The sequence below is a fragment of the Bacillus salitolerans genome, from assembly GCF_042680805.1.
In the GTDB taxonomy this organism is placed as follows: domain Bacteria; phylum Bacillota; class Bacilli; order Bacillales; family SA4; genus Bacillus_CJ; species Bacillus_CJ salitolerans.
This window is the reverse complement of the sequence record NZ_JBHUEM010000020.1, coordinates 108,775-124,227: the sequence shown is the minus strand read 5'-3', so window position 1 is coordinate 124,227 and position 15,453 is coordinate 108,775. Positions and strand designations below refer to the sequence as shown.

General features: G+C 34.6%; 16 protein-coding genes. 8 read left to right on the top strand and 8 right to left on the bottom strand.

Translation table 11 applies throughout. The annotated features are described in order from the left end of the window. The first annotated feature begins 3 nt into the window (after nucleotides 1-3). Complete coding sequence (locus ACFSCX_RS12250; protein ID WP_377928531.1) at nucleotides 4-738, top strand: sulfite exporter TauE/SafE family protein; 735 nt, start codon at nucleotides 4-6, stop codon at nucleotides 736-738. Between the two features lie 165 nt (nucleotides 739-903). On the opposite strand, the gene ACFSCX_RS12245 is transcribed toward ACFSCX_RS12250, so the two are convergent. Continuing rightward, complete coding sequence (locus tag ACFSCX_RS12245) at nucleotides 904-2,268, bottom strand: MATE family efflux transporter (RefSeq protein ID WP_377928530.1); 1,365 nt, start codon at nucleotides 2,266-2,268, stop codon at nucleotides 904-906. Nucleotides 2,269-2,559: 291 nt separating this feature from the next. On the opposite strand from ACFSCX_RS12245, the gene ACFSCX_RS12240 reads away from it, so the two are divergent. Both ACFSCX_RS12240 and ACFSCX_RS12235 read left to right on the top strand, forming a co-directional pair. Then, on the top strand, nucleotides 2,560-3,801 hold the full coding sequence (locus ACFSCX_RS12240; protein ID WP_377928529.1) for a helix-turn-helix domain-containing protein: 1,242 nt from the start codon (nucleotides 2,560-2,562) through the stop codon (nucleotides 3,799-3,801). A 13-nt stretch (nucleotides 3,802-3,814) separates the two neighbouring features. Continuing rightward, the gene (locus ACFSCX_RS12235) at nucleotides 3,815-3,958 is read left to right on the top strand and encodes a hypothetical protein (protein WP_377928528.1); all 144 of its coding nucleotides are present in this window, start codon (nucleotides 3,815-3,817) and stop codon (nucleotides 3,956-3,958) included. Nucleotides 3,959-4,090: 132 nt separating this feature from the next. Here the strand turns inward: ACFSCX_RS12235 and ACFSCX_RS12230 are convergent, their stop codons facing one another. From ACFSCX_RS12230 to ACFSCX_RS12220, 3 genes are all read right to left on the bottom strand, one after another. After that, on the bottom strand, nucleotides 4,091-5,341 hold the full coding sequence (locus ACFSCX_RS12230) for a S8 family peptidase (RefSeq protein WP_377928527.1): 1,251 nt from the start codon (nucleotides 5,339-5,341) through the stop codon (nucleotides 4,091-4,093). 333 nt (nucleotides 5,342-5,674) lie between these two features. Beyond that, nucleotides 5,675-6,106 (bottom strand): GNAT family N-acetyltransferase, encoded by a 432-nt coding sequence (locus tag ACFSCX_RS12225; RefSeq protein ID WP_377928526.1) that lies wholly within the window; start codon nucleotides 6,104-6,106, stop codon nucleotides 5,675-5,677. Between the two features lie 108 nt (nucleotides 6,107-6,214). Continuing rightward, nucleotides 6,215-7,063 (bottom strand): alpha/beta fold hydrolase, encoded by an 849-nt coding sequence (locus ACFSCX_RS12220; RefSeq protein ID WP_377928525.1) that lies wholly within the window; start codon nucleotides 7,061-7,063, stop codon nucleotides 6,215-6,217. Nucleotides 7,064-7,728: 665 nt separating this feature from the next. Between ACFSCX_RS12220 and ACFSCX_RS12215 the strand changes: the two genes are divergently transcribed. The 4 genes from ACFSCX_RS12215 to ACFSCX_RS12200 all read left to right on the top strand — a co-directional run bounded on the left by ACFSCX_RS12215 (nucleotide 7,729) and on the right by ACFSCX_RS12200 (nucleotide 9,287). Next, nucleotides 7,729-8,193 carry a hypothetical protein gene (locus ACFSCX_RS12215; RefSeq protein WP_377928524.1) on the top strand — a complete coding sequence of 155 codons (465 nt, stop codon included), beginning with the start codon at nucleotides 7,729-7,731 and terminating at the stop codon, nucleotides 8,191-8,193. Nucleotides 8,194-8,300: 107 nt separating this feature from the next. After that, nucleotides 8,301-8,546: a hypothetical protein gene (locus ACFSCX_RS12210; protein WP_377928522.1), complete on the top strand. Its 246-nt coding sequence runs from the start codon at nucleotides 8,301-8,303 to the stop codon at nucleotides 8,544-8,546. A gap of 12 nt (nucleotides 8,547-8,558) precedes the next feature. Further along, on the top strand, nucleotides 8,559-9,038 hold the full coding sequence (locus tag ACFSCX_RS12205; protein WP_377928521.1) for a hypothetical protein: 480 nt from the start codon (nucleotides 8,559-8,561) through the stop codon (nucleotides 9,036-9,038). A 27-nt stretch (nucleotides 9,039-9,065) separates the two neighbouring features. Beyond that, entirely contained in the window at nucleotides 9,066-9,287 is a 222-nt protein-coding gene (locus ACFSCX_RS12200) for a hypothetical protein (RefSeq protein WP_377928520.1), read from the top strand. A 47-nt stretch (nucleotides 9,288-9,334) separates the two neighbouring features. Here the strand turns inward: ACFSCX_RS12200 and ACFSCX_RS12195 are convergent, their stop codons facing one another. The 4 genes from ACFSCX_RS12195 to ACFSCX_RS12180 all read right to left on the bottom strand — a co-directional run bounded on the left by ACFSCX_RS12195 (nucleotide 9,335) and on the right by ACFSCX_RS12180 (nucleotide 13,185). Then, nucleotides 9,335-10,429 carry a threonine aldolase family protein gene (locus ACFSCX_RS12195; protein WP_377928519.1) on the bottom strand — a complete coding sequence of 365 codons (1,095 nt, stop codon included), beginning with the start codon at nucleotides 10,427-10,429 and terminating at the stop codon, nucleotides 9,335-9,337. A gap of 111 nt (nucleotides 10,430-10,540) precedes the next feature. Then, nucleotides 10,541-11,260 (bottom strand): YebC/PmpR family DNA-binding transcriptional regulator, encoded by a 720-nt coding sequence (locus tag ACFSCX_RS12190; protein WP_377928518.1) that lies wholly within the window; start codon nucleotides 11,258-11,260, stop codon nucleotides 10,541-10,543. Between the two features lie 111 nt (nucleotides 11,261-11,371). Further along, nucleotides 11,372-12,307: a type I pantothenate kinase gene (coaA, locus tag ACFSCX_RS12185; RefSeq protein ID WP_377928517.1), complete on the bottom strand. Its 936-nt coding sequence runs from the start codon at nucleotides 12,305-12,307 to the stop codon at nucleotides 11,372-11,374. Nucleotides 12,308-12,408: 101 nt separating this feature from the next. Continuing rightward, the gene (locus tag ACFSCX_RS12180; protein ID WP_377928516.1) at nucleotides 12,409-13,185 is read right to left on the bottom strand and encodes a 3-hydroxybutyrate dehydrogenase; all 777 of its coding nucleotides are present in this window, start codon (nucleotides 13,183-13,185) and stop codon (nucleotides 12,409-12,411) included. A 405-nt stretch (nucleotides 13,186-13,590) separates the two neighbouring features. Here ACFSCX_RS12180 and ACFSCX_RS12175 point away from each other — a divergent pair, with 405 nt between their 5' ends. Further along, the gene (locus ACFSCX_RS12175) at nucleotides 13,591-15,153 is read left to right on the top strand and encodes a catalase (protein ID WP_377928514.1); all 1,563 of its coding nucleotides are present in this window, start codon (nucleotides 13,591-13,593) and stop codon (nucleotides 15,151-15,153) included. The last annotated feature ends 300 nt before the right edge of the window (nucleotides 15,154-15,453 follow it).

The following is a 15,453-nucleotide window of genomic DNA, read 5'->3' as shown; positions in this document are numbered from 1 at the left end:
ACAATGACAGAGGTACAATTTTTCTTAATCGGATTTGCAGGAACATTTATCGGTACTCTTGCCGGTGGTGGTGGACTCATTAGTATGCCAAGCTTATTGATGTTAGGAATTCCAATACATACAGTTATTGCAACCAATAAATTTTCAAACACATTCAGTTCATTTTCAAGCTTTTATGTCTTATTAAAGCAAAAACAAATCAACCTTAAAACAGTACTAGTTCTTTCACCAATTGGTCTAGCTGGGGGCATCACAGGTAGTTTCATCACAAAATCTATCTCAGAAAGTTTGATGACAATCATTGCCCTATTCCTATTATTTTTTGCACTGATAATAAGCTTTCTAAAAAAACCGAAAGAAGAAATGACAATGAATACAAAACTCCCAGTTCGAATGCATCCAATCATATTCGGAATCGGCGTATACGATGGAATGTTTGGACCTGGACAAGCGACCCTTCAAATGTACACATATTTAAACCATGGTTTTTCATTTATGAAAGCAATGGCTTTAACTAGATTCCTTACGTTCCTAAGTTGTTTAGGTGCAGCTGCTTCCTACTTCGTATCTGGACTAATAGATTGGAAACTTGCCATATTTTTAACTACCGGCTCCATTTTAGGAGCTCAATTATCTGTTCGATTTGCATACAAACTTAAGAACACCCATCTAAAGATAATTCTGAGAGTCATCACCGTACTTTTAATCCTACAATTAGGCTATTCAATACTAGTATAAAAGCTAACACATCAAAAATTTTTAATTTTTTCTTTCTGATAAGCTAACTATACTAAACTATCATTTATAGAAAATGAGTAAGAAATTAAATCAGTATGCTTCAGAACTACTGTAAAAAACATCGGGATTTTAATCCCGATGTTTTTATTGTTTATTTTCTTTCATTCACATCTTTTCGTTTAAATAATGGTACTTTGTCTTTTGAATATACAAAAGACGCCATGAAAGACCTAGTCCCGCTGCAAATAAACCGACAGTTAAGCCTATCCAATATCCATCTGCACCTAGTGTTGTAAACTCTGCTAATACATAGCCAAGTGGCAAACAAATGCCCCAGTAAGAAATGAGTGTCATCACAAATGCAATATTTACATCCTTATATCCGCGCAGTGCAGCCTGTGCAGTAGCTTGTAGGGCATCAGACAGCTGGAAAAATAACGCATAAATCAAAAAGTGCGCTGCTAACTGGATCACTGCTTGGTCACTAGAATAGAAACCAGCAACCTGATACCTAAAAATAACTACTAATAATCCTGTAACAAGGGCGATAAATAAAGAAAGATTTATACCTATCCAACTATATATTTGCGCATCCTTGTATCGTTTTGCACCTAATTCAAAACTAACTAAAACAGTGATAGCCATCGAAATACTAATCGGAATCATGTATAAAAATGACACAATATTCAAGGCTGTTTGGTAGGCTGCAACTGTTACAATTGTAAATTTACTTATTAAGATTGTAACAATCGCAAACATACTTGTTTCAAAGAAACTTGATAAACCCATTGGAATACCTATCCTTAGAATTTCTTTGCATTTTTCCCATGAAAAGATTTTAAGGTCTGAAATGATAAAAATGGTTGAGAATGGATCTCTTGTTTTGATTATCATCGCCGTAAATCCTACAATAATCCAATATGTAATGGATGTCGCATACCCAGCTCCTGCCCCACCAAGTTCAGGAAATCCCCATTTACCAAAAATGAATAGATAGTTTAATAAAAAATTAAAAGGTAGAGAAAATATCATGATGATCATTACGACTCTAGTTTTACCTAGGGCATAAATAAAAGATCTTAAGACATTAAATAGAAATAGAGGGAAGATCCCAAAACTCAAACCTACTAAGTATTGAAATGTAATGTCCTTTACTAAAGGATCTAAGTTCATAAATGTAAGGATTGGGTCTAGCAGAACTATACCAATAACAATAACAATTATTGAAATAATAATGGACAAGTATATGCCTTGTGTTACGACAGCTGAAACCTCTCTCTTCCTTCTTTCACCTAACTTCTCAGCAGCAATAGGAGAAACAGCTAGTAAAATCCCACTTATACCAATAAAAATAGGATTCCAGATCGCTGAACCTATTGCCACCGCTGCTAAATCTGAAGCATTGTATCTCCCTGTCATAATGGTGTTAAAAAAAACCATCGAAAACATACCTAGCTGGGTAATCAAAATTGGAACAATAAGAATGAAAATTTGTATAATTTTCTCCTTATTAGAAAATGTTTGGTACATGATGACTTCTCCTAATCTATATAATACTACTTTGATTATATTATATTTTTACAATTCAAAGTTAATATTTGTAAGTAACCTATAGTGTATAAGTCAATATCAGTCAATATCACTACTTTCACTGAAAGAAGTATGTGACTATTGGAAGATAAATATGGAAGGATTAGACTTTCCAATTCCGTATTTATCTTTCATTTTTCCTAATTCCAACTAAACCACTCAACTATAATTGTGCAATTCAGATAATTGCGTATAATTATGTATATGAGGTAGTTTTCAGGAGGTGAGCTAGTGGATATAGGTGTCATTATTCGAGGGTATCGTAGGGGACGACAATTAACACAGGAAGAACTCGCTAGTGGGATTTGCTCAATATCCCATCTCTCCAAAATTGAAAATGGGAGTAAAGAATATAATGAGGAAACAATTACCCTTCTATTGCAACGATTAGATATTGATCTTAATAAAATCCAAAATGAAATCAATTTTTTCCAAAAATTGTTGGATGAGCTATATAAAACCATCGTGTATCAAGATTATGAAAGTGCCAAACAAAAATTCTCAATTATTCAAGGAAATAATGAAAAACTAATTCTAATTGGCCTTAATCATTTGAATGAAATAATCTCGTATCGATACTATCTATTTATTCAGGACAGTGAAAAATATATCGAATTAAGGAAAAAATTACTTCGAAATTGTGAAAAATTTTCCCAAATCGAGAGTGTTCTTTTTTCTTACTTTGATGCTATATACTTTATTCTAGAAGGTCAATTAAAAAAAGCATTGGAATTGTTCTCCAAACTGTTAGATAAGTCTTTTCAGCATTTTGGTGATTTTTATTACCATTTAGCCTTATGTATGAGCCTAACCCATAATCCTGGTGCTGCTATTTTATATAGTAATAAAGCACTTGAACAGTATGACATTTATAATAACTTTACCCGGAAAATTCATACCCAAATGATCCTTGCTATTAACTATCAACGAATAGGTGCTTTATTAGAAGCTGAGCATTACTATGAACTACTACTAACCAACTCCACTCGTATAAACGATTTAAAAAATATAGCGTACAACTCACATAACTTATCCATCTTAAAAAAAGCGCAAAAACAATTTTCGAAAGCGGTCTTTCTTCTACAAAAAAGTATTCAAGCTGCAAAAGAAGCTAGAGTTTCTTACTTACCTTCCTTATGTGAGTTAGCCGAAATCTATGAATCTCAAAATGAAACAGAAACCTCGGTTGAACTAATAAAGCAAATAATAATAAAAGCTAAAGAGGAAGGTAATCTTAGGATCGAAATCAAATATTTATATAAACAACAGCACCTTAGCTTATCCATAAATCATTTTGCAAATTTTATTGAAAAAAGAGGCTTTACTCCATTAGAAGCCCATCATTTATTTGAAGATATGGTTTTGTACTGTACGAAACTTATTCATTTTTATCAGGAAAAACAGGATTTACAAAAAAAAATTAAATATCTGGAGTACGCTAATTTAGCTCTATATAAATATAAAAAAAAGTGAGGGATCATGCAGTATGAAAAAAATTAAATTCGCATTAGTTATTGTTTGTTTAATCACACTTGGGAATATCACGAACTTATCTTATGATGAACAGGGAATTAATCAAGTGGAATCAGTGGATCCGATTCATCCACCAGTAGGTTCAACCTCGTTTTAATCTTCTAAGATCTTCATTTTTGTATGAGAGCAAAAGATGTAGAGACCTGTGTTTCTTCATTTCGTTTCCTGATAAGTTGCTTGAAAACAAAAACCTACCGGAATAATCCAGTAGGTTTTTGTTTCCATCTATTTATCTCACTGTTGGGAAACCAAAACCTGAGGCATAATCGTCTCCCAGACCTGCTCCTGATCCACCTAAAATATCATTATGTTTAGCTCGGTTTTGAAGTTCAGTACGCAATTGTGCTGCTGTTAAACTTGGATTCTCTGCCCAAATCTTTGCAGCTAATCCAGATATATGAGGCGTTGCCATTGATGTTCCACTGATCGTATTATACGTTCCATCATACCAAGTTGATTCTATAGCTCGACCAGGAGCTGAAACTTCAACATCTCTCTCTACAACTAGGTAATCTCCATCCGTATCTGGATTTCCACGAGATGAGAAATCAGCAATTCGATATGAACCATTTTCTTGAACATTCTCTAATGCAGCAACTGCAACAGCATCTGTTAGAGCACCTGGATAGCCGATTGTGTCTGCATTAGGACCGCTATTTCCAGCCGCTGCTACGACCAGTACTCCTTTACTATAAGCATAACTTACAGCATCTGCAATTAGAGATGACTTAGCACTTGAACCGAGGGACATGGATATCACAACATTCACCCCTAAACGAGTTGATTCATCTGCAGCAAAGCGAATTGCTGCCGCAATATCATCCGAATATCCTGAACCTCGGTCATTCAATACTTTGTATGCCCATAATTTTGACTCTGGTGCTACTCCATAAATCCCAAAACCATCTGAGCCACCGTCTGCTAAAACTGTTCCAGCAACATGTGTTCCGTGTCCATTTTTATCACTGCACGTATTCTTAACTAAATTCGATTTTCTTTGACTAAAATCATGGCATTGCTCGACATTATTGGCTAAATCTGCATGGCTTGTATGCGCTCCAGTATCTAGAACTGCTACCTTTATGCCACTACCACCTGTGGTTGAAGTAATCGTAGTATCGCTATAGATTGCTTCCATACCCCATGGTGTCTGATCATTAGGTACTGCTCTACTAGATGTAGAAGAACCTGGTTTGGAATCTAACGTAACTTCTTCAACTAATTCAACTGTAAGATTTTTATTTTTTTGTAATGCATTAAATTGTGCTTCCGTAACGTCAGTCGTAAAACTTTCTTTTTCGAATTCCCATCTAACGCCATAATTATTTTTTGCTTGTTTTAATTCATTTTTATGAACAGACTGAACTAGTACTCTTAACTTTTCTGATTTTTCAGCGGATGCTCCTACATCCATTGAGTACATCGGTATAAGTAGCATCATTGCCATCATAATACACCCTACTCCTTTTAAACATTTCATAGATTATCCTCTCCTCTTTAAATTTTAGTAATCTACTATTTAACGTAGATTGAAAATCTGATAAATATGATAATCAGAATTTTCATTCTCATCGTAGCACGGAGAAAATGTACTTTGTATTGGGAAAATTTCAGTACATAATATCGCTCCATTATCCAAAACACTATAATTTTCCCAACTTTTATGATGACTTTGTCGATGTAGATTTTGTTAACTATGTAAGTTAGATACTTACTACTATTAGTAGATTTTGTCTTTTCTTTTCGTCTTAGAGTTGTAATGGTTGTTCATTAGATTGAATTAATAAAAGGCAGGAAATATATATTCCTGCCTTTAAAAGTGAATTTCCATTGCTGTTGATACATCTCTAAACCCTAATTTCTCATACATTTTCTTAGCAGGATTACCTGCAAATACATTTAATTGTACCGTTTTATACCCCTTATATTTAAAATGCTTAAGAGCTGCAGCCATTAATTGTTGTCCAAAGCCATAATTTCGATAGTTTGGAAGGACATATAACTCAATGATCATGCCTGTTGGCTCTTGTTTAAATGGGTGATACGTATCCCCCACTAAAACCCAACCACAAATGTGATCATGATTGACAAGAACAAAATAATAACTTTCCCCCCAAAAGTATGTTTCCTTAGTTGGGATTTCATCGTTCTGTGTTAAATATCCTACTGTCGCCTCCTCTTGTACTTTTTTTCCATAGCTTTTAATGATAGGAATTTCATTTGGAGTTGCAAGTCGAATGATCATCTACAACTTCCCCCTTCTTCGTAGGCATATAATGTAATATATTCATGCTCCATTGAAGGGTGTTATTTAGACATACTATTATATGGTTTAACCCACATCATTCATTTACTATATAAATAGACTTGATTTCCACTTCATAACTTCAGATGCTATAAGCTCAGGTACATCCCAATGAGGATTATGTTTTGTATTTGGTATCCCCACCACTCTTATGTGCCCAATGCCTTTCCTAATTGCCTCAATCCCTCTTTCCCTTGACGGATCCTTTTTAGGAAGGGTAGCATGTATAAGTAAGACTGGACAATGAATTAGGTGAAAAGTACTTGAACATGGTTGAAAATAAAATGCTTTAATTGTTGATAGCAAGCTTTCTTTGTTTGCTCTTAATTGATACTTACCATCGGCTTTAATAAAATTGGAGGATACAGTTTGATCGAGTCGTTCATCCCAGATTTTGGTTGTATATTCCTGATATGACTTTTTAACAAGATCCCAAGATTCAAAGACAGTAGAATGATAATATTCATCCCAGCCTATTAAAGCCTGCTTCAAAGATAAATCGGTATGTTCAGGGAATACATATCCTCCATCCAATAGAATCATTCCTTTAATTTTATCCGGGTATAATGCAGCTAAGTGTAAGGACAGGTCGGCTCCCCATGAATGACCTAATAGAAAAAAAGGTAACCTAGTAAATTCTTGTACTACACTGTATATTTTTTCGGCTAAGGAAGAAAAATGATAATCCTTTTCCGTTAGAAGCGGTGGAGTTTCACCATGACCTGGTAGGTCAAGCGTAAGAATGTGAAAATCGTCCTTAAGAAACTCTATTAAACCATGAAAAGAGTTTGTATCACTAGTCATTCCATGTAACAACACGACTGTTGGTCGTAGATTTGTTCCATATTCATACCCATGAAATCTATGATCAGATATTTCTTTAATAAATTCTCTCAATTCTTATCCCCGCTAACTCTTTTATAATTTATTTCAAAACATATATGTACAAACATCATTTATACTATTATGCTTACTAATCGCTTTTCGGATAAAGAGTTTTTCTTCACGTAATAACATGCTCTTCGCTTTTAGCTCTAATTATCTTAAAAAAACTCTCCTCTCATTTTATAGAAAGTCGTAATTCCAATGCTACTATATTTTTTATTATGGAAAGTTAAACATGACATTTTAAAAAATTCACCATCGAATCGGTATTTTCTAACAATAAGACAATATCCTAACTACTACAAGATATACTTGATCCCAATTGACACCATACTAAAAAGAAAGATTGACAATAACAGATTCCTTCTTGCAATTGGAAAGGATGTTTTTACTTCAAAAGCAGACTTGAGTGATGTAGTTCCATAAAAAGGACGAACATACTCTCAATACAAATCTCGACTGATTACACCCATTAAACATTAATTCATTTGTAATGCTTTTAAGTTGTATACATTTTTTTCTTCACGTTAGCTTTTGGTACTGTACTAAACATTTACCTTTGCATTACTTAAACGACATAACAATTCGGAGGAAATCAACAATCCCTAAACATTTACATATACTACTATGCAAAAACCTAATCGTAATTGTAATTCATTTGAAGGGAGTTCTTAACTATGTTCCCTTGGGGTAATCAAGAAAATTATAAGGACTATATTAAACAGCTTGTAAACATGAAGCCACAAGATATAGAGGGATTCGTCAATAATGTGATGGCTGATCATTTTCCATTTTCAACTGATCGTCCAACTAATTATAAACACCAGCCCCCCCAAAAAGAAAATAAAACAACTTCATCAAATAATAAAGAGATTCTAACCAAAATATTTGAAGCACATGAAGAAATATATGTTCATTTTTATATAGACGAAAAAGAAGACTTACTGGGTGGAAAAATTATATACAACTCGAATCAATTAACATTAAAGAATGTACCTGAAGTCGGGGATCAGCATCAAGTCTTACTTCCAGCAGTTGTAAAACAAAAAGGTGCGAAGTTGCAATACAGAGATGGGATATTACAAATCAAATTACAAAAAGCGAATGATCTACAACTGACTGAGATTGATCTAAATATCTGATTCATTACTGACGCAATCAAAATAATGGACATAATTTGGCCATTATCCATGTCATTTTTACGGTCTTAATCATAATATAGTACTATCAATTTCAGGGTGGTTTTAATATGGCTATATCGATTAACTTTGTCTCGATTATCGTAAATTCTCAAAATCAAAATACAACAATTTCTGTTGGTGAAAATTCACAGCCCGGCTGGGACACACAAACTAAAAGCAATAACGGAAATGGTCAATACTATGGAAATTCCTTATCGCCATTTAATGTCGCAAACATTAATGACAATGATGTGGTTGATATGCCTGTAAGTGATAACGATTTTACTCCGTCCACACAAAATCAACAGCTGTAAGGGGGATGTATAATGAAAGCTCATATTCAATTTGGTGATATCAATGTAAAAAACATTGATACGTCATCAGGTATTTTTATTTCTCAGCTAAATATCGCAAATGGATGGAGTTCACAATTGAAGAATAATCTAGGACTTGGTAGAATAGGTGACCAAGCAGAAGTAAAAAATACTTTTTCTTTCGTCTCTGATGATGATATTATTGATTCTCCAATGGAAGATAACAGTGTGTTAGTTAATAAATCTGTTTCAAGCCAAACGGAATCAGATATTGCCTTTGCTGGAATAAAGGCTACTGCAGTGAATACAAACGCTACAATTTCTGTTGGCGAAAATAACCAACCAGGGTGGTCATCAAAAGAAAAAGAGAATATCGGCAATAGTATATTTGTTGGTGAATCCATTGCTCCCCAAAATAATGGAATCATTTATGATGATGATCTAGTGGACGCTCCTGTTCATAATCGTAAAGTTACGATCAATGGGATGTAACGAATATTTAACAATTAGGTGATAAATATGGTAGACGAAAAAGAAAAAATAAAATGTGTTCGATGCTCACATGTTGCAGATGATAAAGATAAATATTGCATTAAATGTGGCGCTCCATTAATGAATTATTGTGCTGATACTAAAAGAGGAAAGAGTAAGCATCACTGTGGGGCAAATAATAAAAGAGATGCTCACTATTGCTCTAAATGTGGTCATGAGACGATTTTCAAACAAAGAGGTTTAATTTAATTTGAAATGAAAAGAAGGAACTGTATTAAACAGCCCCTTACAAATAATTAAATAATTTCCTTTAATTGTTTATTGAGAAGACTAAATACCGTATCAATTTCAGTTTTGTTTATTGTAGAATACTGATCCCCAATACTTACTTCAAAATAACATGACTGCTCATCAAGTTCATTTATTCGACCAGTTAACCCAATATTTGTTGCTTCATATATGTTAATTAGAACTTTTTCTACTTTTTCTTTTGGAAAGTTGAGATAAACATGGAACATGTTTGACATTGGAATATCCGGTACTGTTGTGATTCCGTAGCATTTATTATAATAACTTGCAAGTTCCTTTGCATCTTCATAATAACGTTCCATTTTGTTTACTCTATCGTCAAAATAATAATTCGCACTAATAATGTAAGGATATAGACTAATTAAATCTCCACCGTATCGCCTTTTCCAAATCTTAGAGTTTTTAACAAAAGAATGTTCGCCTGCAAGAATAGCTCCAGCTATCCCACCTATACCTTTATAGAAAGAGACGTAAACACTATCAAAGAGCTCGCAAACCTCTATTGCTGTTTTCTTATAATAAGGTAAAATTTCATAGAGCCTTGCTCCATCTAAATGCAGTTTTATTCCTCTCTCACGACAATATTCAGAAATCGCTTTTAGTGTTTCGAATGTTGGTAATTGACCACCTATTTCACGTTGTGGTAGTTCTAGTAGTAGACATGCAATATCCTCTTGTAAACTTTTAACATCATCTAATTCTATGACCCTATTTTTGTCTGCAAGTAATATCGTTTTAATATGATGAAGTTTTTTGAGTCCGTCTTCTTCATGAATTTCAAGATGACTTAATGGATGATAAGCAACACTTTGGAGCTCCCTATCATCACACCATACTCTAAGAGCAATTTGTTGAGCCATTGTTCCACTTGGAAAAAACACTGCATCCTCTTTACCTAAATACTGAGCCATCTTAGCTTGAAAGTTTTCAATTACCTTTCCAGTTCCGTACATATCACTTTCTAATCCTGAGTCAACGTTAAGAAAAGCATCCTGCAAAATTTGAATATTTCGAGGTCCATGACCGACTAGTTGGCCTTTTGTTTGCTTATACACTTCTAGTAAAGAATTTTTTTCAGCCATGCTACCAGCTCCCCTGATCAATTTGTCATTTAGAAATGACACTTTTTTCGGTAATTGTAAAAGTAAATAGAAAATAAGACCTTTGTCTCAAACAAAGATCCTATTTTCTATTTATTCGCCTTCATCAACATTATGATATACTTGCTGAACGTCTTCTAAATCTTCAAGTGCATCCATTAATTTTTCAAATTGTGCTTGTCCTTCTTCAGGTAGAGTAACGTCGCTTTGTGCTAGCATCGTAAGCTCAGCAACCGTAAATTCAGTTATTCCCGCTTCCTTAAGTGCATGTTGGACTGCGTGGAACTGATCTGGCTCTGCATATACGATTACTGAATCCTCTTCCTCCATAATGTCTCGTACATCCACATCTGCTTCCATTAATATTTCAAGTACTTCGTCAGCTGTTTTTCCTTCCATACCAATAACGGCGGTAGCGTCAAACATATACGCGACAGATCCACTAACACCCATATTCCCACCATTTTTATTAAAAGCAGATCGAACTTCAGCTGCCGTACGGTTTACGTTGTTTGTTAAAGCATCCACGATAATCATTGATCCGTTAGGACCAAAGCCCTCGTATCGAAGCTCGTCATAATTTTCTTCTGCGCTACCTTTTGCTTTTTCAATGGCACGGTCAATAATTGTTCTCGGTACGTTATAAGTTTTTGCTCTTTCAAGGACAACTTTTAAGTTTACATTTAATTCAGGATCGGGTTCACCTTGTTTTGCAGCAACATAAATAACGCGTCCAAATTTGGCATATATACGACTTGTATTTTTATCTTTTTGTGCTTTTTTTTCTTTAATGTTGTTCCATTTACGCCCCATAATTTCCACTCTCTTTCAAGTTTAAATCACATTTTGATAAATTTATTTCCTCTATTATTATACATGAATTGGCATAATTGTTAATAGCAATGATGTCTCCTCTATCTACAGTTATTTTCTTTTTAATCTAATGGAAGAAATCGAATGGTTCACATCTTTCTGTAAGATAATATCTGCCCGATTCATAGTTGGTTTTATATTTTGATCGAGATTAACTTTATTTATTTTTCTCCATATATGAAGTGCCGTTTTTTCCGCTTCCTGATCAGATAAGCTAGCATACCTTTTAAAGAAAGATTCAGGATTACTAAAAGCAGTATTTCTTAAAAGCTTAAACCTCTCAACATACCAGTTCGTTATATTGCTTTCGCTTGCATCAACATATATAGATAAATCAAAGAAATCAGAAACGAAAACATTTGTATTTTGAGGGGTTTGTAAAACATTTATGCCTTCAACGATGACGATATCTGGCTGATTTATTTCCAAAAATTCATCAGGAACGATGTCATAAATGAGATGTGAGTAGATTGGAGCAGTAACCTTCATTTCACCAGATTTTATTTTGGCTAAAAAATTGATGAGTCTTTTAATATTATAGCTCTCTGGAAACCCCTTTCTTTCCATCAAGCCTTTCTCTTTTAGCACCAAGTTAGGAAAAAGAAAACCATCTGTCGTCACTAAATCAACTTTAGGGTGATTGGGCCATCTCGATAATAGTGCTTGAATAATCCTCGCTGTCGTACTTTTCCCTACTGCCACACTTCCGGCAATTCCAATAATATACGGTACTTTTCTTGTATTGGCACCTAAAAATGTATCGGTGACAGAATGTAATTGTTGGGAAGCAATCACGTTCAAATTGATAAGGCGCGTTAGAGGTAAGTAAATCTCAGAAACTTCTTTTATCGAAATTTTCTCATTCAATCCAACTAATTCTTCTAAATCAGATTGAGTAAGAGTTAAGGGTGTATTAAAGCGAAGACTCGCCCATTCTTCTTTGTTAAATTGAATATATGGTAAATATTTTTTATTAGTATGTATCATGGTCGTATCCTTTAATTGTTTGAATTTTTACTCACTATTATTTTATATCGTATCACATAACAAAAAAACCTGTAAGATATTCTTCTTACAGGTTACTTTATTTATTGCGCAGTATATCCACCATCGATTACGCACGCTTGACCTGTAATACCTTTTGATAAATCACTGGCTAAAAACAAGACGTAATTCGCAATTTCTTCAACGGATAATAATCTTTTTTGCGGTACTAATGGATAAATCACTTCTTCCAAGACACTTTCCAATGGTATATTTCTTGTCTTTGCTAAATCGCTTAGTTGATTGCGAACAAGCGGAGTATCTACATAACCCGGACATATGGCATTAACAGTAATACCATGCTCTGCCCCCTCCAGAGCTGCTACTCTTGTCAATCCAATCACACCGTGCTTGGCACTATTATAGGCAGCTTTTCCCGCAAAGCCAACTACCCCATTAATAGAAGCCATATTAATAATACGGCCAAATTGTTGCTCCTTCATAATTGGAAAGACATGCTTTATTGCTTTAAATGGAGCTGTGAGCATAATTGAGACTAACTGCTCGAACTTTTCAGTTGGAAAGTCCTCGATTCTTGATACGTGCTGGAGACCTGCATTGTTTATCAAACAATCTATACTTCCAAAGTGTGAAAAAGTTTGATCAAGAGCTGATTTTATTTCGTTTTCGTCTGTAACGTTACATTTGATACCTATACAGTCAAAACCATGTTCTTGAAGAGATTTTGCAGCGTCTAATACTCCATCCTCATCTAAATCAGATAAAGCAACCTTTGCTCCGTTCTTTGCAAAAGTTTTACCAATTTCTAATCCGATTCCACTTGCAGCACCTGTAACAAATACAACTTTATTTTCTACCATAAGTACCAACCTTCCTTTCTATTTAACTATGAAATTCTGAGACCTAAAGAAGAGAATAGAATAATTGCAAGTGCGATACCAATCAAGGGTGCGCTAACTGTTACAGCACCGACCCCTCCCCATACGAATCCTGTTGTGTTTCACCAAAGGTCCTCATACTGTCGTAACAACATAACCATTATGTAGAAGTGAACCTAATGCATCTGATAATAGAGTTACCGATCAAAGATCACTGTTTTATTCAAAATCGATACCTCTGAACATTTTTTCACCTACTTTTTATCATCATACCATTTTCAAAATTGTCTATAAATATCCATAGTTTATATGGAATCAATAATTGATGTTTTTTTTTAAAAGAAATTGGAAAAGATGACCATGTATACATAAAGGAGGTCAAGTCCATTGTCAAACGAACAAAATGAAAAAAATTATTCTGATGATACGTTAACAAACAGACAAGGTCATCCTGTCACTGACAACCAGAATATCCGAACCGTCGGAAACAGAGGACCAACCACTCTAGAAAATTATGATTTCCTTGAAAAGATCAGTCATTTTGACCGTGAGAAAATACCAGAACGCATTGTACACGCAAGAGGAGCTGGAGCACATGGATATTTTGAGTCTTACGGTACATTAAATGGTGAACCGATTTCGAACTATACTCGCGCAAAAGTTTTTACGAATACCGAAAAGCAAACACCAGTGTTTGTTCGCTTTTCAACTGTTGTCCACGGTGGTCATTCTCCTGAAACACTTCGCGACCCTAGGGGATTTGCTGTTAAATTTTATACAGAAGATGGGAATTGGGATCTCGTCGGTAACAACTTAAAAATCTTTTTCATTCGTGATCCTTTAAAATTTCCTGATATGGTCCATTCCTTTAGACCAGATCCAGTAACAAATGTTCAAGATGTGGAAAGAATGTTTGACTTCCTATGTCAAACCCCTGAATCTGCACATATGGTTACCTTCTTATTCTCACCTTGGGGAATTCCAGCTAATTATCGAGAAATGCAAGGTTCCGGTGTTCATGCTTACAAGTGGGTAAACGAGGAAGGAAAAGCGGTTCTTGTCAAATATCACTGGGAACCTGTTCAAGGAATTAAGAATCTTTCACAAAAGGAAGCTGACAAAATCCAGGCAATGAATTTTAATCATGCAACTCTTGATTTATTTCAAGCCATTGAAAAAGGGAATTACCCTGAGTGGGAGTTATATGTACAAATCATGGAGGATGGTGAACATCCTGAATTAGACTTTGATCCACTCGACCCAACGAAACTTTGGTATAAGGATAAGTTCCCTTGGCATAAAGTTGGAAAAATGGTACTCAATAAAAATCCAGAAAACTACTTTGCTGAGGTAGAGCAAGCGGCGTTTGGGACTGGTGTTCTCGTTGATGGATTAGATTTTTCTGATGATAAATTACTTCAAGGTAGAACGTTCTCTTACTCTGATACACAACGTTATCGTGTAGGCTCAAACTATCTGCAATTACCTATAAATAAACCAAAGAAACATGTTGCAACCAACCAATCGGGTGGACAAATGGATTATCGAACTGATTACGGCAGGGATCAAAATCCCCATGTTAACTATGAGCCTTCAATAATCGGTGGATTAAAGGAAGCAAAAAATCCTGGAAAAGAACATGAACCATATGTTGAAGGAAATGTAATAAGGGAAAAAATTTCACGTGAAAATAATTTTGGTCAAGCTGGAGAAACGTATCGAAGGTTTAATGATTGGGAAAGAGACGAATTAATTTCTAACCTTGTTAATGCATTATCTGGATGTCGTAAGGAAATCCAGAACCGTATGGTTGAAATTTTCACAAAATGTGACGAGGAATATGGAAAGCGTGTTGCTGAAGGTCTGAAAAATAAAGGGGAAGAAAGTAGTATGATGGACGAAGCCGTTAGCCAAGCTGAAAAAATGGGACATCCATCCGATCCATATTAGAAGATTAAGCTTAGCCATTATGGTTCGGATTTTTTATAGTAAACACTACTCATTTTATTGAAATCAGTTTTCACTTCATACGCATTAGATTGGGACTATAGTACTTAAATAATACTATTTTGAAGAGAAACAACCATATACGATATGGTTGTTTCTCAGGCAGTGGAGAAAGTTCTCCACAGTCTTTTATCTCATTTTTTTCTAAGGACTCTTGAACAGAATGTCTCCATTAACAGGAGTTATTCGACATTTTAATGTGGTTTGACGTGGGAAATGTTTATTAACAGGAGTTATTCGACA